Source organism: Microbacterium sp. B19 (assembly GCF_000333395.1).
In the GTDB taxonomy this organism is placed as follows: Bacteria; Actinomycetota; Actinomycetes; order Actinomycetales; family Microbacteriaceae; genus Microbacterium.
On sequence record NZ_BADA01000228.1, the window covers coordinates 14,876 to 41,039 of the forward strand.

Here is a 26,164-nt window from a genome sequence, read left to right on the forward strand (position 1 = left end):
GATTTCTCCGGAGTGCGGCACGCGGCGGGGGCCGGGCGCAGGCCCGCACGGCGCGGGCCGGCCGCCGACGCGGTGCTGGCGGTGCCCCGCGCGGCCCGTGCCAGACTCCGGAGTTTCGGCACTTCCCGGCCCGCGGAACCCCGGACTTCCGGCATCCAGCCCGATTTCTCCGGAGTGCGGCACGCGGCGGGCCGCGGGCGCAGGCCCACACGGCACGCGGCGGGCCACGGCGAGCGCGCCGCAGGACGGGCGCACCCACCCGAAATGTTCCCCACAGCAACATTGCGGACACATCCGGCCACAGCCCCGTAACGCGGCGCCCGTAGCGTTGCGGGCATGCACCTCACCGCCTTCAACGCGGCCTCGTCGGCCGACGCGACGGACGTCGTCCGGGTGTGGGCCGACATCCCGGGGTGGGTCGACGCCGTCGTCGCCGGTCGCCCCTACACAGACGTCGATGCCCTCGCCGCCTACGCCGGAGACCTCGCCGCCACCTGGGCCCCGGAAGACCTCGCCCAGGCCCTGCACGCCCACCCGCGCATCGGCGCGAAGGTCTCCGGCGAGAACGCCGAGGCTGCGGCATCCCGTCGCGAACAGGCCGCGATGACCACCGCCGCCGACGACGACGTCGCCGCGATCGCCGCCGGCAACGCCGCGTACGAGGAGCGGTTCGGTCGCGTGTTCCTCATCCGCGCGGCGGGCCGGACGCCGGGCGAGATCCGCGCCGAACTCGAGCGACGCCTCGGCAACGCGCCCGACGCCGAAACCCTCGAAGCGACGCGACAGCTCGCCGAGATCGCACTGCTGCGCCTGCGGACCACCCTCGCGGACGACGTCCCCGACGAACCGGAGCCCGCCGAATGACGCACCTCACCACGCACGTCCTGGATGCCGCGACCGGCACGCCCGCGGCCGGCGTCGCCGTGACGCTGGCCTTGTTGGGCGGCGAGACCATCGCCGAGGGCGTCACGGACGCCGACGGCCGCCTCGCGCTCGGTCCCGACCGCCTCGACGATGGCGACTACGCGCTGACGTTCGGGACCGGCGCGTACTTCCGCGCGCGCGGGGTCGCGTCGTTCCACCCCGTCGCGACGGTCGCGTTCACCGTGAGCGGCGAGGGCCACCTGCACGTGCCGCTGCTGCTGAGCCCGTTCGCGTACTCGACCTACCGGGGCAGCTGAGGAGGAGCCATGAAGGTCATCGTCATCGGCGCGGGCATCGGCGGGACCTCCGCCGCCCTCGCGCTGCTCAAGCTCGGCCACGAGGTCGTCGTGTACGACCGGATGCGCGAGAACCGCCCGGTCGGCGCCGCGCTGTCGCTGTGGTCGAACGGCGTGAAGGTGCTCAACTGGCTCGGACTCGGTGCCGAGGTCGCCGCCCTCGGCGGCCAGATGGACGACATGGCCTACTACGACGGCCACACCGGCGAGGAGATGTGCCGGTTCAGCCTGGCATCCGTCACCTCGCAGACCGGGCAGCGACCCTACCCGGTCGCGCGCGCCGACCTGCAGGCGCTGATGATGGATGCCGTCGGCGCAGACCGCATCCACCTCGGGATGCAGCTCGTCGAGGTCTCCGACGACGGCGAGACGGTCACCGCCACGTTCGCCGACGGTTCGACCGACACGGCCGACCTCCTCATCGGCGCCGACGGAGCGCGCTCGCTCGTGCGGGACTACGTCACCGAGCCCACGGGCATCCGTCCCGAGCGGCGCTACTCCGGCTACGTGAACTACAACGGCCTGGTGCCGGCGGACCCCCGCATCGGACCGCCGCACCAGTGGACGACCTACGTCGGCGACGGCAAGCGCTGCGCCGTGATGCCCGTCGCGGGCGACCGCTTCTACTTCTTCGTCGACGTTCCCGGACCCTCGGGCGTGCTCGAGGACCGCGCGGCGGCGCTCGAGACCGCGTTCGGGTCGTGGGGCGCGCCGGGCGTCCGAGCCCTCCTGGATGCCATCGACCCCGACGCCTCGCTCAACCGCGTGGAGATCTGGGACATCGACCCTTTCCACACCTGGGTCCGCGGGCGCGTGGCGATCCTCGGCGACGCCGCGCACAACACGGCGCCCGACATCGGGCAGGGCGCGTGCTCGGCGCTCGAGGACAGCTTCGCCCTCGGCATCGTGTTCGCCACGACGACGCTCGGCGTCGAGGATTCGCTGAAGCGGTACGAGCGCATCCGCACCGAGCGCGCGGGCGACCTCGTGCTGCGGGCGCGCAAGCGTGCGCACGAGACGCACGCATTCGACGTCGAGGCCACGCAGGCCTGGTACGACGGCCTCCGCCGCGAGGACGGCACCGGCGTCATCCGCGGCATCGTCGGCAACATCGAGGGCAGCCCGGTCGAGCTCGGCGCGTCGGTGCTGCGCTGAGGCCGTGAGCGCGGCGGCGCCGGACTTTCGGGGCCTCGAAACCCTGAGTGAGCCGCCGCACGACCCCCGGAAACACGCGGTTCGGCGGCCCGAAATGCTCAGAATCCTCGGGGGAGGTTTGCAGCGCCACTCGGTGTTGGCCAGGCTCGTTCCCAGCGAAGGGGAGTAGCTCCGGGCCGGTGATCGGCCCGCGGAGATGTCGACACACTGGCCGTCATGGCGACGGCCCGGCATTCCATCCGGATGGCATCCGTCACCGGACGAGCGAGACCTTCGGCCCGCCCAGGCCGAGGACACCCCTACCCGTCTTCGGTCATGACTGACCGGAGGTCGTCTTGCCCCCTGCACTCCTGCGCCGCATCGGCGTATGCCTGCTCATCGCCGCACCGGCGATCACGTTCCGCCTGTTCGGCTTCGCACCGAACCCGGTGCTCGACCTGCTCGTCTTCGGCGCGGCCGTCGTGGCCGCGAGCTTCTTGCTCGCGTGGGCCGCCGAGGCCGCGCAGAAGGACATCTCGGGGGCGCTGGCGATCGCGATCCTCGCGCTCATCGCGGTGCTGCCCGAGTACGCCGTCGACCTGTACTACGCGTTCCGCTCCGGAAGCGACGCGGCCTACGAGCAGTTCGCCGCGGCGAACATGACCGGTTCGAACCGCCTGCTGCTGGGCTTCGGGTGGCCGCTCGTGGTCATCGTCGCGCTCCTCGTCGCGAATCGGGGTCTGCGACGCGGCAACCCCGCGCGGCGCAGCTTCCTGCAGCTGCCGACCGAGTCACGGCTCGACGTCGGCTTCCTCGCCGTGCTCGCCGTCGTCGCGTTCACCATCCCGCTCGTCGGAAGCATCCCGATCTGGTTCGGTCTCCTGCTCATCGCCGCGTTCGCCTTCTACCTGTGGCGCGCGAGCCAAGCGCACACCGACGAGGAGGAGGAGGAGTTCGTCGGTCCCGCCAAGCTCATCGCCGACCTCCCGCAACGCCCGCGGCGGTGGACCGTGGTCGTGCTGTTCGTCGTCGCGGCGGCGATCATCCTGGCGTGTGCCGAGCCCTTCGCCGAGGCGCTCGTGGCCTCAGGGTCCGCGCTGGGGATCGACAGCTACTTCCTCGTGCAGTGGCTCGCGCCGCTGGCATCCGAAGCTCCCGAGTTCATCGTCGCCGTCATGTTCGCGTTGCGCGGCTGGGGTGCCGCGGCCATCGGGACGCTCATCGCGTCGAAGATCAACCAGTGGAGCCTGCTCGTCGGCTCGCTTCCGCTGGCGCATTTCTTCGGAGGCGGGAGCACGGCGCTGCCGCTCGACGCCCGCCAGATCGAGGAGTTCGTGCTCACCGGCACGCAGACCCTCATGGGCGTGGCCGTGATCATGGCGCTGCGGTTCCACTGGCAGTCAGCCGTCGCACTGGCGGCGATCTTCGCCGTGCAGTTCTTCGTCACCGACACCACCGGCCGCTACGTGCTCTCGGCCGTGCAGGTCGCGATCGCCATCGCGATGCTGATCGTGCACCGGCGCGACATCGTGCCGACGATCACCGCGCCGTTCCGGCGCCGCAGCGCCGAGCCCGAGCCGGCGCCGGAACTCGCGGGGCGGTAGGCGCGGCATCCCCCCGCGCGGCGGCACAACTCCTGCGGGGACGGCGCCCCTGGCATCCACATCCGGGATGCCAGGGGTGATCGCCGGAGTTCTGCCGGCGCCCTGCCGCCCCGCGGGTCAGACGTGGAAGACCGTGTGGACGTCGCCGCCGAGCACCTCGCGGCCGCCGAGGGCGTCGATCTCGAGCAGCACCGCGGTGCCGGTGACCTCGCCGCCCAGGCGGGCGACGAGCGCGCGCCCGGCCTCGAGCGTGCCGCCGGTCGCGAGCACGTCGTCGAGCAGCAGCACGCGCGTGCCGTTCGGGATGTCGTCGTGCATCTCGATCTCGGCGGTTCCGTACTCGAGCGCGTAGGAGACGGATGCCGCCGGCCTCGGCAGCTTGCCCGCCTTGCGGATGGGCACGAGCCCCACGCCCGCCGCGACGGCCGCGGCTCCGGCGAGCAGGAACCCGCGCGCCTCGATGCCCGCGACCACGTCGAAGCGGCCCGCGAAAGGCTCGAGCAGCGCGTCGATCGTGGCGCGCAGGGCCGTGGCATCCGCCAGAAGAGGCGTGATGTCGCGGAACGTCACCCCCGGCTCGGGGTAGTCGGGGATGCTGCCGATCAGCGATTCGGCGCGGGAGAGAGCGGAGGCGTCGGGCACCTCCCCAGCCTAGACGCGGGGCATCGGCCCCGCCGAGTGTCCAGGACACGCGGATGCCCGGCCGCGCGGTCCGCGTGTCCTGGACACCGAAAGCCTTCACGGGGGCGGTCACCCACGCGCGTGTCCAGGACACGCCGTAAGCCCGCGGGCGGATGCGGCGTGTCTTGGACACTCGATCCGCCGCCCCTCGCCGCACTGCAAGCGCTTGCACTACCCTGGACCCATGACTTTCACGCAGCAGGACGCGCGCCCCGAACTCGAGTCCGCTCCCGGGTCCGAGTGGTGGCGGACGGCCGTCATCTACCAGATCTACCCCCGCTCATTCGCCGACGCGTCGGGCGACGGCCTGGGCGACCTGCCCGGCGTCACCGCGCACCTCGACGACCTCAAGGAGCTGGGAGTGGATGCCATCTGGCTCAGCCCCTTCCAGCGGTCGCCGCAGAAGGACGCGGGGTACGACGTCGCCGACTACCGCGACGTCGACCCGATCTTCGGCACCCTCGCCGACTTCGACGCGATGCTCGCGGGCGCCCACGACCGTGGCATCCGGGTGATCGTCGATCTCGTGCCGAACCACTCCAGCGACCAGCACGTGTGGTTCCAGGAGGCACTGAACGCCGCCCCCGGCAGCCCCGAGCGCGCGCGGTACATCTTCCGCGACGGCAAGGGTAAGAACGGCGAACTGCCCCCGAACAACTGGGAGTCCGTGTTCGGCGGCGGCATGTGGAAGCGCGTGACCGAGGCCGACGGCACCCCGGGCCAGTGGTACCTGCACATCTTCGACGAGTCGCAGCCCGACTTCGATTGGACGAACCCCGAAGTTCGCGCGGAGTTCGAGAGCATCCTGCGGTTCTGGCTCGACCGCGGCGTCGACGGGTTCCGCGTCGACGTCGCGCACGGTCTCATCAAGGCCGCGGGGCTCCCCGACTTCACGCCCGACCCCGAGGGCGGCTCGATGGGCGGCGACGCCGCCGGCGTGCCGTACTGGGGTCAGCCCGGCGTGCACGAGGTGTGGCGCGAGTGGCACGAGGTGCTCGCCGAGTACGACGGCGAGCGCGCGCTGTGCGCCGAGGCGTGGCTCCCGACCGTCGCGCAGACGGCGCTGTGGGTCCGCCCCGACGAGATGCACCAGGCCTTCAACTTCGCCTACCTGGAGACGAAGTGGGATGCCGAGGCCCTCCGCGACGTGATCACCGAGTCGCTGCACGAGTACGCCGCCGTCGGCGCGCCGAGCACGTGGGTCCTGTCGAACCACGACGTCGTGCGCCACGCGTCGCGCCTCGCGCTCACGGCCGAGAACCCGCAGGGCGCGGGCATCGGCCCGAAGTCCCCCGGCAAGCCCGACCCCGTGAAGGGCCTGCGTCGCGCCCGCGCGGCGACCTCGCTGATGCTCGCGCTGCCCGGCTCGTCGTACCTGTACCAGGGCGAGGAGCTCGGCCTGCCCGAGGTCATCGACCTGCCCGACGACGCCCGCCAGGACCCCACCTGGTTCCGCACCGAGGGCGAGCGCTACGGTCGCGACGGCTGCCGCGTCCCGATCCCGTGGACCGCCGACGCCCCCGCCTACGGCTTCAACGACACCGGCGCCGCCTGGCTGCCGCAGCCCGCCGAGTGGGCGGAGTTCGCGCGTGACGTGCAGCGTGAGGACCCGGCATCCACTCTCTCGCTCTATCGCTCGCTGCTCGCCGAGCGCCGCGCGCACGGCCTGGGCGCGGGGTCGCTGGAGTGGCTCGACGGGTACGGCGACGACGTCGTGGCGTTCCGCAACGGGCCGGTCACCGTGATCGCCAACCTCGGCGACGGCGCGGTGGAGCTGCCGGCCGGCGACGTCCTCGTCGCGAGCGGACCGCTGGACGGCGACACGCTCCCGACCGACACGACCGTCTGGATCGCCGCGGCCTGAGCCGCCGGCATCCGGGATTCACGAGACCGTGGTCGGCATCGACGAGGTCGCCCGCCGGGCGGGCGTGTCGACGGCCACGGTCTCGCGGGCCCTCAGCGGGCGAGGCCCCGTCTCCCCCTCGACCCGGGAGCGTGTGCAGGCCGCCGCGGACGAGCTGGGGTACGTCGTCTCGGCGCCCGCGTCGGCGCTCGCGACCGGACGCACCCGCGCGATCGGCGTGGTCGTGCCGTTCCTCGACCGCTGGTTCTTCAGCACCGTGCTCGCCGGGATCTCCGACGCGCTCGTCCGACGCGGCTACGACATCACGCTCTACAGCGTCAGCGGCGAGCGCGCGGAACGCCGCCGCGTGTTCGACGACCACCTGCGCCGCCGTCGCATCGACGGGGTGATCACGATCGCCCTCGAGCTGGACGGCGGCGAGTCCGCGCTGCTCCGGGGTCTCGGCATCCCGATCGTGGCGATCGCCGGGCCGACACCGCTGCTCACGACCCTCACCGTCGACGACCTCGCCGTGGGGCGGCTGGCCACACGGCACCTGCTCGACCTCGGACACCGCCGCATCGCGCACATCGGCGCCGACGCGACGACCGACGCCGTGTCGTCGGTCCCGTCCCTGCGTCGGCGCGGGTTCACCGAGGAGATGGATGCCGCCGGCGCCGCGCCGCAGTACACGGCCGGTGACTTCACGATCGACGGCGGATCCGCTGCGGCGCGAGACCTGCTCGAGGGCGCCGACCCCCCGACGGCGATCTTCGCGGCGTCGGACGAGATGGCGATCGGTGCGGTGCTCGCCGCGCGGGAGCTCGGGCTGCGCGTGCCCGAGGACGTCTCGATCATCGGCGTCGACGGCAACGACCTCGGCCGCTGGTTCGGGCTGACCACGATCGACCAGTTCGCCCGCGGCCAGGGCGAGCGGGCGGCCGAAGCCGTGCTCGCGGAACTCGACGGCGCCGAGCCCGTCACCCGCCGCGGCACGCTGCCGTTCGCACTGCTCGAGCGCGGCTCGACGGCGGTGGCGCCGGGCTGCTGAGGCCGCGGCGGGGCGCGGCATCCGGCACAACTCCTGCATTCCGCGGCTGACGGACCCGCAGAGGCGAAGTCGGATGCCATTCCGCCGGAGTTGTGCGCGGCCCCAGGCCCCGCCTGCGCGCCCGGCACAACTCCTGCACACCCCGCGCGCCAGGCCGCGTCGGAGCACCGGCGCCCCGGAACCGCAGGAGTTGTGCGCGCCCCGCACCGGCGGATGCGGCCGGTCAGCACCGCGGCGGATGCAGCGTGTCAGCGCTGCGAGGCCGCCAACGATCCGGTCGTGCTCGCGGCCGCCGGGTCGTAGATCAGGCACAGGATCTCGCGGTCGCCCTGCGCCCAGGTGTCGGCGGTCGGCGAGACGTAGGAGTAGTCGAGGGCCGAGTCGGCGTACGGGATGCCGACGAAGTCGCCGAACACCGCACCGCACCGATCGGTCGCCTGAGTCTGCAGCGCGTCGTCGCCCGGGAAGGTTCCGTCGTCGACCAGGAACGACGAGAACACCTCGTAGGTGTGGGGCTGGGCGCAGTCCAGCACGTTGTCGCTGGTGATGAAGCCGCTGGCCACGTCGTCGAGGCACGAGCCGACCGGGAGGGCGAACGACTCATCGGGTTGTGCGGGATCCTCGGCCTGGGTGGAGGTCTCGTCGCTGGGCGGGACGAACGGATCCGCCGGGGAGCCCGCACTGGACGAGGTTGCCGCCGCGAACGTGAAGAAGAGGAAGAGACCGATGGCGGCGAGGACGGTCAGCACCATCATGACCGCGCCCGCAACGATGCCGCCGATCGCGAGGCCGCGGCCCTTCTCCCCCGTCCGCTTCACCTGCGCGAGGGCCACGGAGCCAGCGACGATACCGCCGATCGGGAACACGAACCCGAGGACCAGGGCCACGATCGCAACCGTGTTCGTCCGCTGCGGTGCGCCCGGAACCGGGGCAGGAGCGCCGTACCGGAGGTCCGGAGGAACCGGCGCGGACCCGACCGGCGGGGCGGGGTATGCAGCAGCAGAAGCCGTCGGGTCGCCCGCGATCGGGACGGCGGCGGGTTCGGGAACGACTCCGTCCGGGACACCCCCGACCAGGACCCCCTGCTGCGCCAGTCGCACCCCGGCCAGGTGCGCCGCGACGCGGACGACATCGCCCGCCTTGGCCGCGCCGATGGCCCCGCCCTTGAAGAAACCCCCGACCGCGGAGTGCTCGAACGCGGCCAGGGTGCCCTCGGCATCCGGGGTGAAATGCACGTCGAACCGCACGTGCATGTCCTGCCCGGCGAACGCGCCCGCGACGATCGTCGTGCCGAGACTCCCGCGCGAGACGTCGAGCGAACCGCCGGCCGTCGGCTGCACGGCGAAGCCCTGCTCAGCCAGCGCGGAGCCGACGGCATCCCGTGCCTGGTCCAGCGGAAGAAGAAGACGCAGCTCTGCGGTCACCACGGGTGCCCCCTGATCTCGTCACCCCGCAGGTGACATGGTCGCGATCAGGCTATCGCCCTGCGGTCAGCGGATCCGGCCGACCAGATCGTCGCGTGTCAGGGTGTCGGCCTCGCCGAGGACGGCGCGGGCCGCGTCGCGGGCGTCCTCGACGTTCCACAGCAGCACGCCGACGACCCGGTCCTCATCGAGGTAGTAGACGACACCGCGGTCGGGGTCGACCCAGTCCTCCACCGTGTCGAGCGACGCGTCGAGCGTGCCGACGGCCTCGTACCGGATGCCGAACACCGCCGAGTAGTAGTACGGCGTGTGCGTGTACGCCTCGGCGGCGCCGGCGAGATTCCGGCCGACGGCACGGCCCATCTCGTTGGCGTTGTCGACGTGCTCGACGCGGCGACGACCGAGCAGTCGGTCGGGGTAGCTCGCGACATCGCCGGCGGCCCACACGTCGTCGGCCGACGTCCGCAACTGGGCGTCGACCACGATCCCGTCGTCCACGGTGAGTTCCGCGGCTTCGGCGAGGTCGGTCGCGACCTCGATGCCGAGCCCGCTCACCACGGCGTCCGCGCGCACTTCGTCGCCGCCCTCGAGCGTCAACCGGATGCCATCGGCATCCGCCTCTCCACCCTCGACCTTCGATCCCCCGACGATCTCGACCCCGGCGTCGCGGAACAGCTTCTCGAACCGCTCCGCGAGCGCGGGCGGGAACACGGCGTCGCCGAGCACCGCGCCGGTGTGGATCAGGACGGTGTCGACGCCGTTCTGCACGAGCGCGGCGGCGAGTTCGGAGCCGATGTACCCGCCGCCGACGACCGCGATGCGCCGGACCTGCTCGGACAGGGCGCGCAGCCGCCGGTAGTCCGCGGCGGTGCGGAAGGTGAGGGCCCGCTCGCCGCCGGAACGATCGTCGATCGGGAGGGGCACGGGGTGCCCGCCGGTGGCGAGGAGCAGCTTGCCGTACGCGAACGTCTGACCGTCGGCATCCACTTCGTGCGCCTCGGGGCGGATCGCCGTCGCGCGCGTGCGCAGCCGGATGTCGGCGCCGGTGTCGTCGGCGGTGCCGAGCGGCACCTTCTCCCACGTGAACTCGTCGTCGGTCCACAGCTTCTTGCTGAGGGCGGGACGCGTGTACGGCTCGTCGACGTCGTCGCTCAGGATGCCGATCGACCCGTCGGCGTCGAGCTCGCGGATGCCGCGCGCGGCGGTGTCGGCGACCATCCCGCCGCCGACGATGAGGTAGTCGAAGTGTGTCGTGGCCATGCCGCCAGCCTCGCCGCCGCCGCGGCTCACGCGGGGCGGCTGGACAGCGGTCGCGGCATCGGGTAGCGGCGGGGTGCGCAATGCGATTCAGTGTCCAAGACACGCCGTATGGCGTCGGGTCGATGCGGCGTGTCTTGGACACTCGGCGATGCAAGACACCGCGCCGACCCGACGCCTAGGCTCGAACGCATGAGCGTCGACCTCGAAAGCCTCTACACCGACCTGCACACGCACCCCGAGCTGTCGTTCCAGGAGACGCGGACCGCGGGCGTCATCGCGCGGCACCTCGCCGACCTCGGGCTCCCGGTCGAGGAGGGCGTCGGCCGCACCGGCGTCGTCACGCGGATCGACAACGGTCCCGGACCGGTCGTGTGGCTGCGGGCCGACATGGACGGCCTGCCCGTCGAGGAGCAGACGGGCCTCGCCTACGCGAGCACCGCGCGCGGCACAGACCCCGCCGGCAACACCGTCCCCGTGATGCACGCGTGCGGCCACGACATGCACGTCACCGCCCTGATCGGCGCGCTCGAACGCCTCGTCGCGACCACCGCGGAGTGGTCGGGCACGATCGTCGCGGTGTTCCAGCCCGCCGAGGAGTACGGCGCCGGTTCACAGGCGATGATCGCCGACGGCGTGCTCGACCGGTACCCGCGCCCCGACATCGTGCTGGGCCAGCACGTCACGCCGCTCCCCGCGGGCACGATCGGCGTCCGGCCGGGCACGCAGATGGCGGCCTCCGACGGCCTCACCGTCGTGCTGCACGGCCGCGGCGGTCACGGCTCGCGCCCCCACTCGACGATCGACCCGATCGTCATGGCGGCCGCGACCGTCATGCGGCTGCAGACCGTCGTGTCGCGCGAGGTCGACCCGCGCGATGTCGCCGTCGTCACGGTCGGCTCGATCCATGCAGGCCTCAAGAACAACATCATCCCGGCCGAGGCCAAGCTCGAACTGAGCCTGCGCTACCCCGACGACGAGGCGCGCGCACGGGTCATGAGCAAGGTCGAGCGGATCATCCGCGCCGAGGCCGAGGCATCCGGAGCCGAGAAGACCCCCACCATCACGACCGACCACACCCTGCCGCCCACGATCAACGATCCGGATGCCACCTCCCGCCTGACCGGGGCCTTCCGTCGGGCGTTCGGTGAGGGCAGCGTCGTCGACCCGGGCATGTTCACCGGCAGCGAGGATGTGTCGTGGTTCGCGCGCGAATCCGGCGCCCCGCTCGTGTTCTGGTTCTGGGGCGGTGTGGATCCGCAGACCTTCGCGGATGCCATGGCCGGCGGCACGGTCGAACGGGACATCCCGACCAACCACTCGCCGTTCTTCGCCCCCGTGATGCAGCCCACGATCGACCGCGGCGTCGAGAACCTCGTCGTCGCGGCGCGGGAATTCCTGGACTGATCAGCCCGTCCGTGTGAGGGTGGAAGGAACCTCCGGGGGGCCATCCATGACCATCACGCAGAACGAAACCGACGGGAACGCCCTGCTTCCGGGCGCCGAGATCGTGGTCGGCATCCGGTCGCTCCTGGTCTGGGCCATCGTCGCGGCGACGATGCTGGCGCTGTTCCTGAAAGGCTCGATGGGCAGCTGCTCGGGCGGCGTCACCGGGAGCGGAGGCTTCCTCGACGCCGACGGACGCGCGACCGACGTGGCCCCGATGTGCGGTTCCGTCGTCATGAGCGCGAGTCCGCTCGTCTACGTCGCGATCGCCCTGGTGGTGCTGTCGTCGCTGACCCGGATCCTCGGGCGCGCGGACACCGTCGACCGGGCGCTCCGCATCATCAACAACGCCCGCATGGTGATCGTGGTGCTCACTCTCGTCACGTTCGTCGTCGGGTACTGGGCGATCACGACGCTCCGCGTAGAGGACTGGAACAACTACTCGATCTTCATCCCGTTCCCGTTCACGACGTTCGACATCACGACGCACCCGATGGGCGCGAACGGCTGACGCCCGCGTTTCAACCCCCCTCCGCGGGCGCGGCCCGCGCGCTACGGTCTCCGGCGTGACGTTCAACGACAACGCCCGCGTCGGCGGTAATTCAGCGAAGCGCCGCGGTGGCACCGTGGCCGCCGTCGGCGGCGGCGCGGTGGGCCTCGGGGGCATCGTGGTGCTGCTCATCTCGCTGTTCACGGGCACCGATCTCACCGGCCTCGTGGGCGGCGGAGGCGGCGCAGCGGCGCCGCAGACCGGCGGCGAGCGCATCGCGAACTGCGAGACGGGTCAGGACGCCAACAGCAACGACGACTGCCGACTCGCCGCCGCATCGCTCAATCTCGACCAGTTCTGGGGCAAGACGGTCGAGGGGTACAACAAGCCGCAGCTGATCATCGTCGACGGCGCGACCTCGACGCAGTGCGGCACCGCGTCGAACGCGACCGGGCCGTTCTACTGCCCGCCCGACCAGACGGTCTACATCGACCCGACGTTCTTCGCGGTGCTGCGGCAGCAGTTCGACACGAACGCCGGGCCGCTCGCGCAGCTGTACGTGCTCGCGCACGAGTACGGCCATCACGTGCAGAACCTCATCGGCGTGATGGACCAGTACCCGAACAACGGCACGGGACCGGCGAGCAACGGCGTCCGCACCGAGCTGCAGGCCGACTGCTTCGCGGGCGCCTGGGTCGCCGATGCGGCCGACCAGGTCGACGAGAGCGGCACGCCGTACCTCGAGCCGCCCACCACTGAGCAGATCACGAACGCCCTGGCCGCCGCGGCGGCGGTGGGCGACGACCACATCCAGGCCGAGTCCGGCGGAGTGGTGAACCCGGAGAGCTGGACCCACGGCTCGAGCGAGCAGCGGCAGCGGTGGTTCGAAGCGGGTCGCGCCGGCGGCGTCAACGCGTGCGACACGTTCTCGGTCGCGGCGGGGAGCCTGTAGGTCGAGGCTGCCCTCCTGTCCCGCGGCGTCCTCACCCACGGCCCGCGCCGCGCCGTCCCGCGGAGTTCGCACCCGACACGCCGACCCGGATGCCACCTGCCCGGCGCGTCGCCGACGAACTCCGCACGACGGCCCGGGCCGAGCCCGCGGGTCGGGACTCAGAGGACCGTCGGGGTCACCACGCCGGCGCGGTCGTCGACGAGGCGCCGCCGGCCGATCCAGCCGGTGAGGCCGCGGCCGTCCTTCCACACGAACAGCAGCACCAGGGTTGCCAGCAGCAGGAGTCCCGACAGGAGACCCCACGGGGCGGGCAGCGTCTCGAGCACCGAGTACGACGCGGCACCGGTGAGGAAGCGCAGCGCGCGCGCCAGCCACTCGGGCAGCACGCCGTTCGTGTAACGCACGCGCGTCGCGAGGTCGCCGACCGAACGCCCGGTGGCGAGGATCACCGCGAGCCACACGACCGCGGCGACGGCCGTCCCCACCGCCGACGAGAGCGGGCCCGTGCGGCCCGGGTCCTCGAACAGCACGACCAGCACCGCCTGCAGCGCCACGGCGACGCCCGACTGCAGCAGACCGACGCCGAGCACGTCGCACAGGATGCCGAGCACCCGGCGCCCGCGCGTGACGGGACGGGGGAGGTCGGCATCCGGGGTCTTCTCCGCCCCGCGGTACTTCTTCGGCACGGCGAAGGCGACGAGCGACCCCAGAAGAGCGCCGGAGGTGTTCGCGATGAGGTCGTCCACGTCGAACACCCGGTAGGCGCAGGGGAACACGCCCCAGACACCCGTCAGCTGCGTCGTCTCGATCACCCCGCTCACCGCGAGTCCGACGAGACCGGCGATCAGGATGCCACGTCCCCCGAGCACGCGCAGGAAGAAGCCGAGCGGCACGAACAGGAGCACGTTGAGCGCCACCTGGAGCACGACCGGATCCGTCAGGTAGCGGCCGGAGACGGCCACGGCCTCGCGGATCTCGTCGATGAACTGGAAGGGACGGAGGTTCGTGCCCGCGCAGCGGTAGTCGTCGCTGTCGGGGAGGGGCACCAGCGTGTACGTCCAGATCGCCCAGAAGTAGACCGCGGCGCCCGCCCACAGCACGCTGCGCCCGAACGACAGACCGCCGCGACGGCGGTAGCTGACCGCGACGAACGGGACGAACGCGAGCACCGCGACGACACCGCCGAGCAGCACCGCGAGGAGCCCGGATCCGACGATGTTGTGCACCCGGGAATCCTAGGGAATACATGTCTGGCCCACGGAGTTGCGGTCGTTACGGGCCGTATTGTGTCTCGCCAGTGGACTACCACCCGGTGAACGACCCGCGGGTCAGATTGCATACGGGCGGCAGGACGCGTAATGTCGCGCGCCGTGACTGACGAAAGTCGCGAGCCCGGCGAACAGACGCCGATGGCCAAGCGCATCCTGATCGGCGAGCCTCTCACGTCGGAAAAACTCGACGAGCAGCTCCTGCCCAAGAAGATGGCCCTCCCCATCTTCGCCTCCGACGCACTCTCCTCCGTGGCCTACGCGCCACAGGAGCTGCTGATGATCCTGCTCATCGGCGGAACGGCGCTGCTGACGCTCAGCCCGTGGGTCGCCGCGGCCGTCGTGGTGCTGCTCGTCGTCGTCGTCCTGAGCTACCGCCAACTCATCAAGGCGTACCCCTCGGGCGGTGGCGACTACGAGGTCGCGAGCAAGAACCTCGGCGAAGTCCCCGGTGTGGTGGTCGCCGCCGCGCTGCTGGTCGACTACGTGCTCACGGTCGCCGTATCGGTGGCATCCGGAGTCGACAACATCATCTCGGCGCTGCCCGAGATCAACGACTTCCGCGTCGAGATCGCCGTCGGGTTCGTCATCCTCATCGTCATCGTGAACCTCCGCGGCGTCCGCGAGGCGTCGTCGGTGTTCGCGATCCCGACGTACCTGTTCATCGGGTCGGTGGGCGTCATGATCGTCGTGGGCCTCGCCCGCACCCTGTTCGGCGATGTGCCCGTGGCATCCAGCGCGAACTACGACGTCCAAGCGGAATCGATGACGCAGGCCGCGATGATCCTCCTCGTGCTGCGCGCGTTCTCCAGCGGCTGCTCGGCCCTCACCGGTGTGGAGGCCGTGTCCAACGGCGTGCCCGCGTTCCGGAAGCCGAAGATCCGCAACGCCCAGACGACGCTGACCCTCATGGGCGGCATCGCCATCGCGCTGTTCGTCGGCCTGACGCTGCTCGCCCTGCTCTCCGGCGTGCACTATGCCGAGAACCCCTGCAACCTCATCGGCTTCGACTGCGCGAACAATCCGCAGCCGAGCCTCATGGCGCAGGTGGCCGCCGCCACCTTCGGCATGAACAGCATCCCGTTCTTCATCATCCAGGCCGCCACCGCGTGCGTGCTGCTGCTCGCGGCCAACACCGCGTTCAACGGCTTCCCGCTGCTGGGCGCCGTTCTCGCCCGCGACGGCTACGCCCCCAAGGCCCTCAACACCCGCGGCGACCGCCTCGTGTATTCGAACGGCATGGTGATCCTCGGCATCGTCGCCATCGGCGTGCTGATCGTCTACCAGGCGAACCTCACGACCCTGATCCAGCTGTACATCATCGGTGTGTTCGTGTCGTTCTCGCTCGGGCAGATCGGCATGGTCAAGCACTGGCGGCGGACGCTCGCGGGACTCCGCGCCCTCTCCCCCGACGCCGCCCGCCAGCAGAGCGCGCGGTACGAGCGCCGTTCGGCGATCTCGGGTCTGTGGATCAACTCGCTCGGCGCGACCTTCACTGTGCTCGTGCTGCTCATCGTCACGATCACGAAGTTCACGCACGGCGCGTGGCTCGTGTTCATCGCGATCCCGATCCTCGCGACCCTGATGCTCGGTGTGAACCGCTACTACCGCGACGTCGAGCACGAGATCCGCATGGATGACACGGTGCACTTCGGTTCGTCCGGCGACGTGGCGATCATCCTGGTGAACCGCCTGCAGAAGCCGGTCGTGAAGGCCATCGACTACGCCCTCGCCGCCAAGCACGACAAGACGCTCGCGGTCCACGTCGCGATCTCGGAAGAGGATGCCGCGGGCCTGCAGAAGGAGTGGGCGGAGCACGACATGCCCATCCCGCTCGTCATCATCGAGTCGCCGTACCGCACGTACACGTCGCCGGTGACGTCGTTCATCAAGTCGTACCGCGAGAAGCACGGCTCCGCGGTCGTCACGGTGTACCTGCCGCAGTTCATCGTCGGGCACTGGTGGGAGTCGATCCTCCACAACCGCCGCTCGCGCCGCCTCGCGCAGCAGCTCATGCTCGTGCACGGCGTCTCGATCACCCTCGTGCCGTGGCTGCTCGACTCGTCCGAGGTCATCTACGGTCGCCGCTCCCGCCCGCTCCCGGGCCAGCAGCGCGGCGGCCAGCCCGTGGCTGAGGTCCCCGCCCACCGTCCGAAGGCGCCGCGCGGCTCGGGCTCCTGAGCCGCGGTCGGGCGGCCCGGGGCGTTCCGGCGGGGTGTCGGGCGCTGAGCCCCGACGCCGAAACCGCAGCTGACTGACGAGACCGCCGCACGCTGCAGTGGGTTTGTCACGCGCGTGCAGTCTCGCGCCCCCCCGGCGGCGGGCCTCGGCCCGGCGCCCTCGACCCGGACCTCGACGCCGAGACTGCAGCTGCCTGACGAAACCGCCGCACGCTGCAGTGGGTTTGTCACGCGCGTGCAGTCTCGCGGCCTCCCCGGCGGCGGGCCTCGGCCCGGCGCCCTTACCCGGACCCCGACACCGAGACTGCAGCTGCCTGACGAAACCGCCGCACGCTGCAGTGGGTTTGTCACGCGCGTGCAGTCTCGGCATCCATCGCCCCGGCGGCCGGACCGCTCCGCCACAACCGGCACCGGCGCGCCCGACGCTCGCCCCGCGACCCCGAGCTCGCCCCCGGTACCCCGAGCTCGCGCCCGCAACACCGAGACTGCAGCTGCCTGACGAAACCGCCGCACGCTGCAGTGGGCTTGTCACGCGCGTGCAGTCTCGCGGGCACAGGGCCCCGGGCCGCTCGACCGGGCCCGCAGCCCGCGAACCTTGCCCCGCGGCGTGCCCTAGGACAGGGTGGATGCCATGCCGATCCTCGCTCTGCTCACCCTGGCCCTCATGGTGTTCGCGCTGATCGACGCCATCACCCGCCGCGACGACCAGGTGAAGCACCTGCCGAAGTTCGCATGGGTGTTCTTCATTGTGCTGCTGCCGTTGGTCGGGTCGATCCTGTGGTTCACCATCGGCCGCGAGTGGGAGCAGCGCGGCGAACCGATGTCGTTCGGCGACCCCCGGCGGTGGCAGAAGGATGCGGAACCTGCTCCGGCGCCGCGCGCCCACGACCGCCGGACGACCGAGCAGCAGATCGCCGACCTCGAGCGCGAGATGTACCTCGCCGACCTCGAGGAGCAGGTGCGCCGCCGTCGCGCCGAGGGCGACGCCCCGGCCTGAGCCCGCGGCATCCCGCCCCCGGCGCCCCGCGCCCCGCGCCACCCACCCCGTTGAGTGTCCAAGACACGCGGACACCCGGCGACGCGACCCGCGTGTCTTGGACGCTGAACCGGGGCTACGGCACCGCCCCCACCCGGCGCCAGCGGCGGGCGGACCGAGGCCCGGCGCGACGGCGAGCGGACCGGGACCCCGCGCGACGGCGGGCGGACCGGGACCCGGCGCGACGGGCGGACCGAAGCCCGGCTCAGCGCCCGGCGCGGCGGAACAGCGCCACCGCGACCATCCACGCGACCGCGAGGATGCCGGCGCACCACGCCAGTGCGATCCACACGCTCGCGCCGACGGGCTGCTGCGCGAGCAGGGCGCGGATGGCATCCACGAGGGACGTCACGGGCTGGTTCTCGGCGAACCACCGCACGGGCCCGGGCATGGTGTCGGTGGGCGCGAACGCGGAGCTCACGAACGGCAGGAAGATCAGCGGGTAGCTGAACGCGCTGGCGCCGTCGATGGTCTTCGCCGCGAGTCCGGCGATCACCGCCACCCACGTGAGGGCGAGCGTGTACGCCATCAGGATGCCGATGACCCCCAGCCAGGCACCGACCGACGCGCCCGACCGGAAGCCGACGAGCAGCGCCACCCCGATCACCAGCGCGAGCGACACCGCGTTCGCGAGCAGCGACGTGAGGACGTGCCCCCACAGGACGCTGGCCGGCGCGATCGGCATCGACCGCAGCCGGTCGACGATCCCGCCGCGCACGTCGAGGAAGACGCGGTACGCCGTGTACGCGATCCCGGATGCCACAGTGATCAGCAGGATGCCGGGCAGCAGGAAGTCCACGTACGCGGTGCCGCCGGTGTCGACCGCGCCGCCCAGGACGAAGACGAACAGCAGCATGATCGCCACCGGCATGATCGCGGTCGTCACGATCGTGTCGGGGCTGCGGAGGATGTGCCGGAGCGACCGTCCGGTGAGGACGGCAGTGTCGGACAGGGCGTACGTGGTCATGATTCCTCCGTGTCGAGCGGGCCGGCAGAGCCGACGATGGCGAGGAAGATCTCCTCGAGGGTGGGCTGCTTCTCGACGTACTCCACGGTCGTCGGCGGGAACAGCGCGCGGAGCTCCGCGAGGGTGCCCTCGGCGATGATGCGTCCGCCGTGCAGGATCGCGATGCGGTCCGCGAGGTGCTCCGCTTCGTCGAGGTACTGCGTCGTGAGCAGCACCGTGGTGCCCGACGCGGCGAGCGAGCGCACGGCCTCCCACACCTCGAGGCGGGCCTGCGGGTCGAGCCCCGTCGTCGGTTCGTCGAGGAAGACCACCGCCGGGTCGCCCACGAGGCTCATCGCGATGTCCAGGCGTCGGCGCATGCCGCCGGAATACGTGGATGCCGCTCGGCGCGCGGCATCCGTCAACGAAAACCGCTCGAGCAGCGCGTCGGCCACGCGGGCGGGGTGGGGCAGATGACGCAGGCGGGCGACGAGCGTGAGGTTCTCGCGACCGGTCAGGACCTCGTCGACGGCGGCGAACTGCCCCGTGAGGCTGATCGCGCCGCGCACGCGGGCGGCCTGGGTCGCGACGTCGGCTCCGTCGACGACCGCCGTCCCGCCGTCGGCGCGAAGCAGGGTCGACAGGATGCGGACGGCCGTCGTCTTCCCGGCGCCGTTGGAGCCGAGGAGCGCGACGATCGTGCCGCGCTCGACGTCGAGGTCGACGCCGGTGAGCACGGGGACGTCGCCGTAGGACTTCGTGAGGTTCCGCACGCGGATGGCGGGACCGGTATCGGTGATGGACATGGTGTTCCTCTCGTGATGTTCCGGCCGGAGGGCGCACGAGGCCATCGCCTCCGGCCAGCCGGTTCCGGAGGACGCGTGGGAGAGAGGGCGATCAGCCCTGGGACTCGGCCGCCTCGTCGATCGCGCGGGCGAGGCGGGCGCGCTCGCGTCCGATCCAGCTGCCGTCGCCGTAGTTCGCCATGAACTCCTCGGCGAAGACGGACGGTTCGGCGCCCGTCACGTCGCGGATCGGCGTGCCTGCTGCGGCGGCCTGTTCGAGCAGGTCGGCGAGGTCGGTCACCATGCGGATCAGCGCATCGCTGTCATCCGTCGGACCGAGGTTGAGCACGTAGCGTTCGAGCGCGCGGCCCGCCTGCCGGTAGGGGGCGGGGAGGGCGTCGAGGCGGCGGCGATACTCCCGCCACTGCTTCTTGGCGCCCAGGTCGCCGATGATCTTCTCGTACCAGGCCATGTCAGTTCCCTTCGTCGCGGAGCTGCTCGAGCCGATCGGCGAGCAGACCCCAGGTGGTCCAGAATTCGGCGAGCTGTTCTCGCCCCGTGTCGTTGAGGGTGAAGACCTTGCGCGGCGGCCCCTTCTCGGATGCCACCTTCTCGACGTCGACGAGATCCCGCTGCTCGATGCGGACGAGGATCGCGTAGACCGTGCCCTCGGCGAGGTCGGTGAACCCCCGCTCGCGGAGGTCGGCGGTGATCTCGTATCCGTAGGCCGGGCGCCGCGCGAGGACGGCCAGGACGACGCCCTCGAGCACCCCCTTGAGCATCTCGGTGTCGTGTCTCCCCATGTGGTACTCCTCAACGTTGACTACCGGTAGAAAGTAACACTTAGTACCGGTACTTAGCAAGGGTGAGTAGTGCCTGGCGGCGCCTCCCCCGGCCGCGAGACTGCAACCGCCTGACAAGTCCCCTGCAGGCCGCGGCGGTTTCGTCAGGTGCGTGCAGTCTCGCGGACTGGAGGCCCCCCTCCGGGGCCCCGCCGCCCGGCCCTCGACACCGCGTATGCACCCCGTATGCGTCCGGGGGCGGGCCGTAGGGAAACCGTTAGGACCGCGGGATTCCGCGGCGCACAGGAGTTGCATCGACACACGTGCCGCCCCGCGGCACCCGCGCCGCAGCAGTCGCGCGGAAGCTCTGTGAACCTGGAGTCATCGTGCTCGATGTCGTCTACCTCGTCGCGATCCTGGCGCTCTTCGCGCTGGTCGCCCTCATCGCGCAGGGGGTCGAGAAGCTGGGCCCGCAGCCCGGCGCTCCCTCCGCGCGCACCCCCGGCCGCGGCGCCCAGCCGCCCGCCGCATCCCCCGCCCCGGCGCCCGAGCGCTCCGCGCGCAACGCCTCCCCCACGGCCGCGCCCGAGCGAGGGGGCGACTCCGCATGAGCATCCTCGCCGCCGTCCTCGCCGTCGCCGCGATCGTCTACCTCGTGATCGCGCTCGTCCGTCCGGAGAAGTTCTGATGGATGCCGGAAGCATCTGGTCCATCGTCCTGACCAGCCTCACGCTCATCGCCGCCCTGGGCGTGGCGTACCGCCCGCTCGGCGACTACATCGCGCGCATCTACACCGGCGAGCGCGACCTCGCCGTGGAGCGGGGCACCTACCGCCTCATCGGCGTCGACCCGCGCGGGTCCCAAACCTGGCAGGCCTACCTGCGGTCCGTGCTGCTGTTCTCGGCCGCGGGCGTCGTGTTCGTCTACGCGCTCATGCGTCTGCAGCCGCTGCTGCCGTTCTCGCTGGGCCTCGATGCCCCGGGCGAGGCCCTGTCGTTCAACACCGCGGTCTCGTTCGTCACGAACACCAACTGGCAGTCCTACTCGGGCGAGACGACGCTCGGCTACACGGTGCAGTTCGCCGCCCTGACCGTCCAGAACTTCGTGAGCGCCGCCGTCGGCATCGCGATCGCGGTCGCGCTGGTGCGCGGTTTCGCGTATCGCCGCAGCGGCGTGATCGGCAACTTCTGGGTCGACCTCGTCCGCGGCACGTACCGTCTGCTGCTGCCGTTCTCGATCGTCGCGGCGGTCGTGCTGCTCGCCGGCGGCGTCATCCAGAACCTGAGCGGATTCACGGATGCCACGACTCTCGCGGGCGCGGCCCAGTCGATCCCCGGCGGGCCTGTGGCATCCCAGGAGGCGATCAAGCTCCTCGGCACGAACGGCGGCGGGTTCTTCAACGTCAACTCGGCGCACCCGTTCGAGAACCCCGCGCCGTGGACGAACCTGTTCGAGATCTTCCTGATGCTCGTGATTCCCTTCTCGCTCCCCCGCGCGTTCGGCCGCATCGTCGGCGACGACCGCCAGGGCTACACGATCCTCGGCGTCATGGGCGCGATCTTCGCGGCATCCGCCGCTCTGCTCACGTGGGCCGAGCTCGCCGGTGCCGGAACGGCTCCGCAGCTCGCCGGCGGTGCGATGGAGGGCAAGGAGGTGCGCTTCGGCATCTTCGGCTCGACGCTGTTCGGCACCGCGAGCACCCTGACCTCGACGGGCGCCGTCAACTCGATGCACGACAGCTACACGGCGCTCGGCGGCATGATGCCGATGATCAATATGATGCTCGGCGAGATCGCGCCGGGCGGCGTCGGCTCGGGACTCTACGGGATGCTGATCCTCGCCGTGATCGCGGTGTTCGTCGGCGGCCTGCTCATCGGCCGGACGCCCGAGTACCTCGGCAAGAAGATCGGGCCGCGCGAGATCAAGCTCGCGAGCCTGTACATCCTCGTTACGCCCACACTCGTGCTCGCCGGGACCGCGCTGAGCTTCGGCCTGCCCGGCATCCGGGACGACGTCGAGTCGACCTCGATCCTGAACCCGGGCGTCCACGGCCTGAGCGAGGTGCTCTACGCCTTCACGTCGGCGGCGAACAACAACGGCTCGGCGTTCGCGGGGCTCACCGCGAACACCCCGTGGTTCAACACGGCCCTCGCGGTCGCGATGCTCCTCGGGCGGTTCCTGCCGATCGTGTTCGTGCTGGCCCTGGCGGGTTCTCTCGCGGCGCAGGATGCCGTTCCGGCCACCGCCGGAACCCTGCCGACGCACCGCCCGCAGTTCGCGGGCCTCCTCGCGGGCGTGGCGGTCATCGTCACGGCCCTCACCTACTTCCCGGTCCTCACCCTGGGACCCCTCGCCGAAGGACTTACGCGCTGATGTCCACGCTCACCCACGCCCCGGCTCCCGCCGAGGCCCCGACCCCGGCCGCTCCGCGCCGCGCGTTCAGCGCCGCGCAGATCGTCGCCGCGCTCCCGGGCGCCGCGAAGAAGCTCAACCCCGCGTCGCAGTGGCGCAACCCCGTGATGTTCCTCGTGTGGGTGGGGGCGGCCCTCACCACCCTCATCGCGATCACCGAACCGTTCCTCGGCGACGGCGGTGCCGACGAGGCCTCGCTGCCCTTCGGCTTCACGTGGGGCATCGCAATCTGGCTGTGGCTCACGGTGTTCTTCGCGAACATCGCGGAGTCGGTCGCCGAGGGTCGCGGCAAGGCGCAGGCCGCGACGCTCCGCAAGACGCGGACGACGACCACGGCCCGCCGCGTCGTCTCGTACGACGCGAAGGCCGACGCCCTGGCATCCACCGCCCGGATCGAGGAGGTGCCGTCGGGCGACCTGCGCGTCGGTGACGTCGTGCTCGTCGAGGCGGGTCAGCTGATCCCGGGCGACGGCGACATCGTCGCGGGCATCGCGACGGTCGACGAGTCGGCGATCACGGGCGAGTCCGCCCCGGTCGTCCGCGAGTCCGGCGGCGACCGCAGCGCCGTCACCGGCGGCACGCGCGTGCTCAGCGACCGGATCGTCGTGACGATCACGTCGAAGCCCGGCGAGACGTTCGTCGACCGCATGATCGCGCTCGTCGAGGGCGCGTCGCGGCAGCGGACGCCGAACGAGATCGCGCTGAACATCCTGCTGGCGAGCCTGTCGATCGTGTTCGTCGTCGTGGTCCTGGTGCTGAACCCCATCGCGTCGTACGCGGCGTCGCCGGTGTCGATCCCCGTGCTCGTCGCGCTGCTCGTGTGTCTGATCCCCACGACGATCGGGGCGCTGCTGAGCGCGATCGGCATCGCGGGCATGGACCGGCTCGTGCAGCGGAATGTCCTGGCGATGTCGGGCCGCGCCGTCGAGGCCGCGGGCGACGTCACGACGCTGCTGCTCGACAAGACCGGAACGATCACGTACGGCAACCGTCGCGCGTCGGCGTTCGTCCCGATGGAGGGCGTCGGCGGGCCGCTTCTGGCGGAGTACGCATCGATGTCGTCGCAGGCCGACCCCACGCCCGAGGGCACCTCGGTCGTCGAGCTCGCCGCCGCGCAGGGGATCGTCGCCGAGATGCCCCGCGGCGCGGAACCCGTCCCGTTCACGGCCCAGACCCGCATGAGCGGCCTCGACCTCACCGACGGCACGCAGGTCCGCAAGGGCGCCGCGTCGGCCGTGGTCGCCTGGCTCGCGGCATCCGGATCGCCCGTTCCCGAGACGCTGCGCGCGCAGCTGCAGGAGGAGACGGATGCCATCGCCCAGTCCGGCGGCACCCCGCTGGTCGTCGCGACTCTCACGCCCGCGGGCGAGGGGCGCGTGCTCGGCGTCATCCACCTCAAGGACGTCGTGAAGGACGGCCTCCGCGAGCGGTTCGGGGAGCTGCGGGCCATGGGCATCCGCACCGTGATGATCACGGGCGACAACCCGCTCACGGCGAAGGCGATCGCCGCCGAGGCCGGCGTCGACGACTACCTCGCCGAGGCGACGCCCGAGGACAAGCTCGCCCTCATCCGCCGCGAGCAGGAGGGCGGCAACCTCGTCGCGATGACCGGTGACGGCACGAACGACGCTCCGGCGCTCGCGCAGGCCGACGTCGGCGTCGCGATGAACACCGGCACGTCGGCCGCGAAGGAGGCCGGCAACATGGTCGACCTCGACAGCGACCCGACGAAGCTCATCGACATCGTGCGGATCGGCAAGCAGCTGCTCATCACGCGCGGCGCGCTCACGACGTTCTCGCTCGCCAATGACATCGCGAAGTACTTCGCGATCATCCCGGCGATGTTCATGGGCGTCTTCCCGGGGCTCGCGGTGCTCAACGTCATGCAGCTGTCGTCGCCGGCCTCCGCGGTGCTCAGCGCGATCATCTTCAACGCGATCGTCATCATCGTGCTCATCCCCCTCGCCCTGCGCGGTGTGAAGTACCGCGCGGCGAGCGCCTCGAGCATCCTCAGCCGCAACCTGCTCGTGTACGGGCTCGGCGGCATCCTCGTCCCCTTCATCGGCATCAAGCTCATCGACCTCGTCGTGAGCCTGCTCCCGGGATTCTGAAAGGCCCCGTCATGCGCACCACCCTGCGTACCGCCGGCGTCGCCGTCCGCGCGATGCTCGTCTTCACCGTGCTCCTCGGCGTCGGCTACATGCTGCTGATCACCGGGATCGGCCAGCTCGCCCTCCCGTCCCAGGCCAACGGCTCGCTCGTGCGTTCCGCGGACGGCACGGTCGTCGGTTCGTCGCTGATCGCGCAGTCGTTCCAGGATGCCGACGGCAACGCGCTGCCGCAGTACTTCCAGTCGCGTCCGTCCGCCGCCTCCTGGGACGCCGCCGCCTCGACCGGATCCAACCTCGGCCCGGAGAACGCGGATCTCATCGCGTCGATCCAGCAGGGCCGCGCGACGTTCGCGCAGTTGAACGGTTCCGGCGCGGTCCCCGCCGACGCGGTCACCTCGTCGGGCTCCGGTCTCGACCCGGACATCTCCGTCGCGAACGCGGAACGGCAGGCCGCGCGGATCGCCGAGGCCCGTGGCATCCCGGTCGCCGACGTCGAAGCGCTGATCGCGCAGCACACGCTGCCGCGTGATCTGGGGTTCCTCGGCGACCCGCGCGTGAACGTCCTCGAGCTCAATCGCGCGCTGGACGCCCGGTGACGCGCGAGAATCGCTGACATGCGCACGCTTCCCGCCGCCGCCGTCGCCCTCCCCGGGCGGCGGCGGTTCGGCGCGCTCGGCGCCACGGCGCTCGGCGCCGCCCGCACATTGAGTGTCCAAGACACGCCGTCGGCCGCGCCCCGCATCGGCGTGTCTTGGACACTGAAACACCCGCAGCCACACGGGAGCGCGGCGTGAAGCGCGGGCACCTGCGCGTGCTGCTCGGGGCAGCTCCCGGCGTCGGCAAGACGTACGAGATGCTCGAGGAGGGGCGCCGGCTGCGCGAGGAGGGCCGCGACGTCGTCATCGCGATCGTCGAGACGCACGGCCGCGTCGCCACCGCCGCACAGGCCGAGGGGCTCGAGGTCGTCCCGCGCCGCGCCGTCGCGCACCGGGGCGTCGACCTCGACGAGATGGACCTGGATGCCGTGCTCTCACGCCACCCGCAGATCGCGCTGGTCGACGAGCTCGCGCACACCAACGCCCCCGGGTCCGCGCACGAGAAACGCTGGCAGGACGTCGAAGCGCTCCTGGACGCAGGCATCGACGTCATCACGACGGTCAACGTGCAGCACGTCGCCTCGCTGGGCGACGTCGTCGAGAAGATCACCGGCGTCGTGCAGCGCGAGACGGTTCCGGATGCCGTGGTCCGCGCGGCCGACCAGATCGAGGTCGTCGACCTCGCCCCGCAGTCGTTGCGCGACCGGCTGGCATCCGGATTCGTCTATCCCGCCGAGCGGATCGACGCGGCCCTGTCGAACTACTTCCGTCTCGGCAACCTCACGGCGCTGCGCGAGCTCGCGCTGCTGTGGCTCGCCGACGAGGTCGACTCCGCGCTGCAGCGGTACCGCGTCGAGCAGGGCATCGAGGGGTCGTGGCAGGCCCGCGAGCGGGTCGTCGTCGCACTCACCGGCGGCGCGGAGGGCGAGACGCTGATCCGGCGCGC

At 71.5% G+C, this 26,164-nt stretch carries 24 protein-coding genes and 1 pseudogene; 17 read left to right on the plus strand and 8 right to left on the minus strand.

Annotation, left to right across the window (positions count from 1 at the left end):
• Positions 1–336 precede the first annotated feature (336 nt).
• From uraD to I5G_RS21475, 4 genes are all read left to right on the plus strand, one after another.
• The gene (gene uraD, locus I5G_RS21470) at positions 337–864 is read left to right on the plus strand and encodes a 2-oxo-4-hydroxy-4-carboxy-5-ureidoimidazoline decarboxylase (RefSeq protein ID WP_022878691.1); all 528 of its coding nucleotides are present in this window, start codon (positions 337–339) and stop codon (positions 862–864) included.
• A complete protein-coding gene (uraH, locus tag I5G_RS08590) occupies positions 861–1,181 on the plus strand; it encodes a hydroxyisourate hydrolase (RefSeq protein ID WP_022878692.1) in 321 nt (106 codons plus the stop codon). The genes uraD and uraH overlap by 4 nt, the downstream gene beginning before the upstream one ends.
• Positions 1,182–1,190: 9 nt before the next feature.
• The gene (hpxO, locus tag I5G_RS08595; protein WP_022878693.1) at positions 1,191–2,375 is read left to right on the plus strand and encodes an FAD-dependent urate hydroxylase HpxO; all 1,185 of its coding nucleotides are present in this window, start codon (positions 1,191–1,193) and stop codon (positions 2,373–2,375) included.
• A gap of 335 nt (positions 2,376–2,710) precedes the next feature.
• A complete protein-coding gene (locus I5G_RS21475) occupies positions 2,711–3,958 on the plus strand; it encodes a sodium/hydrogen exchanger (RefSeq protein WP_022878694.1) in 1,248 nt (415 codons plus the stop codon).
• Positions 3,959–4,075: 117 nt separating this feature from the next.
• Here I5G_RS21475 and I5G_RS08605 read toward each other — a convergent pair whose 3' ends face one another.
• Positions 4,076–4,600, minus strand: coding sequence for an adenine phosphoribosyltransferase (locus I5G_RS08605; RefSeq protein ID WP_022878695.1), 525 nt, complete (start codon positions 4,598–4,600; stop codon positions 4,076–4,078).
• A 223-nt stretch (positions 4,601–4,823) separates the two neighbouring features.
• Here I5G_RS08605 and I5G_RS08610 point away from each other — a divergent pair, with 223 nt between their 5' ends.
• Together I5G_RS08610 and I5G_RS08615 are read left to right on the plus strand one after the other, a co-directional pair.
• Positions 4,824–6,503 (plus strand): glycoside hydrolase family 13 protein, encoded by a 1,680-nt coding sequence (locus I5G_RS08610; RefSeq protein WP_022878696.1) that lies wholly within the window; start codon positions 4,824–4,826, stop codon positions 6,501–6,503.
• 28 nt (positions 6,504–6,531) lie between these two features.
• A complete protein-coding gene (locus tag I5G_RS08615; RefSeq protein WP_022878697.1) occupies positions 6,532–7,533 on the plus strand; it encodes a LacI family DNA-binding transcriptional regulator in 1,002 nt (333 codons plus the stop codon).
• 248 nt (positions 7,534–7,781) lie between these two features.
• Here I5G_RS08615 and I5G_RS23995 read toward each other — a convergent pair whose 3' ends face one another.
• Both I5G_RS23995 and I5G_RS08630 read right to left on the minus strand, forming a co-directional pair.
• Complete coding sequence (locus tag I5G_RS23995) at positions 7,782–8,960, minus strand: DUF4190 domain-containing protein (protein ID WP_022878698.1); 1,179 nt, start codon at positions 8,958–8,960, stop codon at positions 7,782–7,784.
• A 63-nt stretch (positions 8,961–9,023) separates the two neighbouring features.
• Complete coding sequence (locus I5G_RS08630; RefSeq protein WP_022878699.1) at positions 9,024–10,217, minus strand: NAD(P)/FAD-dependent oxidoreductase; 1,194 nt, start codon at positions 10,215–10,217, stop codon at positions 9,024–9,026.
• Positions 10,218–10,406: 189 nt separating this feature from the next.
• Between I5G_RS08630 and I5G_RS08635 the strand changes: the two genes are divergently transcribed.
• From I5G_RS08635 to I5G_RS08645, 3 genes are read left to right on the plus strand one after another with little or no spacing between them, the layout of a single operon-like run.
• Complete coding sequence (locus I5G_RS08635) at positions 10,407–11,621, plus strand: amidohydrolase (protein WP_022878700.1); 1,215 nt, start codon at positions 10,407–10,409, stop codon at positions 11,619–11,621.
• A 46-nt stretch (positions 11,622–11,667) separates the two neighbouring features.
• A complete protein-coding gene (locus I5G_RS08640; protein WP_022878701.1) occupies positions 11,668–12,171 on the plus strand; it encodes a hypothetical protein in 504 nt (167 codons plus the stop codon).
• Positions 12,172–12,226: 55 nt separating this feature from the next.
• Positions 12,227–13,102, plus strand: a complete 876-nt coding sequence (locus I5G_RS08645; protein WP_022878702.1) for a neutral zinc metallopeptidase — start codon at positions 12,227–12,229, stop codon at positions 13,100–13,102.
• Positions 13,103–13,260: 158 nt separating this feature from the next.
• Here I5G_RS08645 and I5G_RS08650 read toward each other — a convergent pair whose 3' ends face one another.
• On the minus strand, positions 13,261–14,328 hold the full coding sequence (locus I5G_RS08650) for a VanZ family protein (RefSeq protein ID WP_022878703.1): 1,068 nt from the start codon (positions 14,326–14,328) through the stop codon (positions 13,261–13,263).
• 183 nt (positions 14,329–14,511) lie between these two features.
• On the opposite strand from I5G_RS08650, the gene I5G_RS08655 reads away from it, so the two are divergent.
• Together I5G_RS08655 and I5G_RS08665 are read left to right on the plus strand one after the other, a co-directional pair.
• Positions 14,512–16,551 carry an APC family permease gene (locus I5G_RS08655; RefSeq protein ID WP_022878704.1) on the plus strand — a complete coding sequence of 680 codons (2,040 nt, stop codon included), beginning with the start codon at positions 14,512–14,514 and terminating at the stop codon, positions 16,549–16,551.
• A 630-nt stretch (positions 16,552–17,181) separates the two neighbouring features.
• Positions 17,182–17,547 carry a PLD nuclease N-terminal domain-containing protein gene (locus tag I5G_RS08665; protein WP_022878705.1) on the plus strand — a complete coding sequence of 122 codons (366 nt, stop codon included), beginning with the start codon at positions 17,182–17,184 and terminating at the stop codon, positions 17,545–17,547.
• 244 nt (positions 17,548–17,791) lie between these two features.
• Here the strand turns inward: I5G_RS08665 and I5G_RS08670 are convergent, their stop codons facing one another.
• The 4 genes from I5G_RS08670 to I5G_RS08685 all read right to left on the minus strand — a co-directional run bounded on the left by I5G_RS08670 (position 17,792) and on the right by I5G_RS08685 (position 20,120).
• Positions 17,792–18,553 carry an ABC transporter permease gene (locus I5G_RS08670; protein ID WP_022878706.1) on the minus strand — a complete coding sequence of 254 codons (762 nt, stop codon included), beginning with the start codon at positions 18,551–18,553 and terminating at the stop codon, positions 17,792–17,794.
• Positions 18,550–19,338 carry an ABC transporter ATP-binding protein gene (locus I5G_RS08675; protein ID WP_022878707.1) on the minus strand — a complete coding sequence of 263 codons (789 nt, stop codon included), beginning with the start codon at positions 19,336–19,338 and terminating at the stop codon, positions 18,550–18,552. Before I5G_RS08675 ends, I5G_RS08670 begins: the two co-directional genes overlap by 4 nt.
• 91 nt (positions 19,339–19,429) lie before the next feature.
• Complete coding sequence (locus I5G_RS08680; protein WP_022878708.1) at positions 19,430–19,789, minus strand: DUF1048 domain-containing protein; 360 nt, start codon at positions 19,787–19,789, stop codon at positions 19,430–19,432.
• A 1-nt stretch (position 19,790) separates the two neighbouring features.
• Complete coding sequence (locus I5G_RS08685) at positions 19,791–20,120, minus strand: PadR family transcriptional regulator (protein ID WP_022878709.1); 330 nt, start codon at positions 20,118–20,120, stop codon at positions 19,791–19,793.
• A 365-nt stretch (positions 20,121–20,485) separates the two neighbouring features.
• Between I5G_RS08685 and I5G_RS08690 the strand changes: the two genes are divergently transcribed.
• The 6 genes and pseudogenes from I5G_RS08690 to I5G_RS08715 all read left to right on the plus strand — a co-directional run.
• On the plus strand, positions 20,486–20,710 hold the full coding sequence (locus I5G_RS08690) for a hypothetical protein (RefSeq protein WP_022878710.1): 225 nt from the start codon (positions 20,486–20,488) through the stop codon (positions 20,708–20,710).
• Complete coding sequence (locus I5G_RS24575; RefSeq protein WP_022878711.1) at positions 20,707–20,787, plus strand: potassium-transporting ATPase subunit F; 81 nt, start codon at positions 20,707–20,709, stop codon at positions 20,785–20,787. Before I5G_RS08690 ends, I5G_RS24575 begins: the two co-directional genes overlap by 4 nt.
• A complete protein-coding gene (gene kdpA, locus I5G_RS08700; RefSeq protein WP_022878712.1) occupies positions 20,787–22,472 on the plus strand; it encodes a potassium-transporting ATPase subunit KdpA in 1,686 nt (561 codons plus the stop codon). Before I5G_RS24575 ends, kdpA begins: the two co-directional genes overlap by 1 nt.
• Positions 22,472–24,622, plus strand: coding sequence for a potassium-transporting ATPase subunit KdpB (gene kdpB, locus I5G_RS08705; protein ID WP_022878713.1), 2,151 nt, complete (start codon positions 22,472–22,474; stop codon positions 24,620–24,622). The genes kdpA and kdpB overlap by 1 nt, the downstream gene beginning before the upstream one ends.
• Positions 24,623–24,633: 11 nt before the next feature.
• Positions 24,634–25,218 (plus strand): potassium-transporting ATPase subunit KdpC, encoded by a 585-nt coding sequence (kdpC, locus tag I5G_RS08710; protein ID WP_022878714.1) that lies wholly within the window; start codon positions 24,634–24,636, stop codon positions 25,216–25,218.
• A gap of 194 nt (positions 25,219–25,412) precedes the next feature.
• Positions 25,413–26,164: pseudogene (locus I5G_RS08715) on the plus strand (histidine kinase); the annotation flags it as partial.

Coding starts and splice junctions, on each gene's coding strand:
- I5G_RS08630 (WP_022878699.1), bottom strand. CDS start 10,217: ATGGCCACGACACACTTCGACTACCTCATCGTCGGCGGCGGGATGGTC.
- I5G_RS08635 (WP_022878700.1), top strand. CDS start 10,407: ATGAGCGTCGACCTCGAAAGCCTCTACACCGACCTGCACACGCACCCC.
- I5G_RS08685 (WP_022878709.1), bottom strand. CDS start 20,120: ATGGGGAGACACGACACCGAGATGCTCAAGGGGGTGCTCGAGGGCGTC.
- I5G_RS08610 (WP_022878696.1), top strand. CDS start 4,824: ATGACTTTCACGCAGCAGGACGCGCGCCCCGAACTCGAGTCCGCTCCC.
- I5G_RS24575 (WP_022878711.1), top strand. CDS start 20,707: ATGAGCATCCTCGCCGCCGTCCTCGCCGTCGCCGCGATCGTCTACCTC.
- uraH (WP_022878692.1), top strand. CDS start 861: ATGACGCACCTCACCACGCACGTCCTGGATGCCGCGACCGGCACGCCC.
- I5G_RS08665 (WP_022878705.1), top strand. CDS start 17,182: ATGCCGATCCTCGCTCTGCTCACCCTGGCCCTCATGGTGTTCGCGCTG.
- I5G_RS08670 (WP_022878706.1), bottom strand. CDS start 18,553: ATGACCACGTACGCCCTGTCCGACACTGCCGTCCTCACCGGACGGTCG.
- I5G_RS08640 (WP_022878701.1), top strand. CDS start 11,668: ATGACCATCACGCAGAACGAAACCGACGGGAACGCCCTGCTTCCGGGC.
- kdpA (WP_022878712.1), top strand. CDS start 20,787: ATGGATGCCGGAAGCATCTGGTCCATCGTCCTGACCAGCCTCACGCTC.
- kdpC (WP_022878714.1), top strand. CDS start 24,634: ATGCGCACCACCCTGCGTACCGCCGGCGTCGCCGTCCGCGCGATGCTC.
- I5G_RS08680 (WP_022878708.1), bottom strand. CDS start 19,789: ATGGCCTGGTACGAGAAGATCATCGGCGACCTGGGCGCCAAGAAGCAG.
- I5G_RS08655 (WP_022878704.1), top strand. CDS start 14,512: ATGGCCAAGCGCATCCTGATCGGCGAGCCTCTCACGTCGGAAAAACTC.
- kdpB (WP_022878713.1), top strand. CDS start 22,472: ATGTCCACGCTCACCCACGCCCCGGCTCCCGCCGAGGCCCCGACCCCG.
- hpxO (WP_022878693.1), top strand. CDS start 1,191: ATGAAGGTCATCGTCATCGGCGCGGGCATCGGCGGGACCTCCGCCGCC.
- uraD (WP_022878691.1), top strand. CDS start 337: ATGCACCTCACCGCCTTCAACGCGGCCTCGTCGGCCGACGCGACGGAC.
- I5G_RS08675 (WP_022878707.1), bottom strand. CDS start 19,338: ATGTCCATCACCGATACCGGTCCCGCCATCCGCGTGCGGAACCTCACG.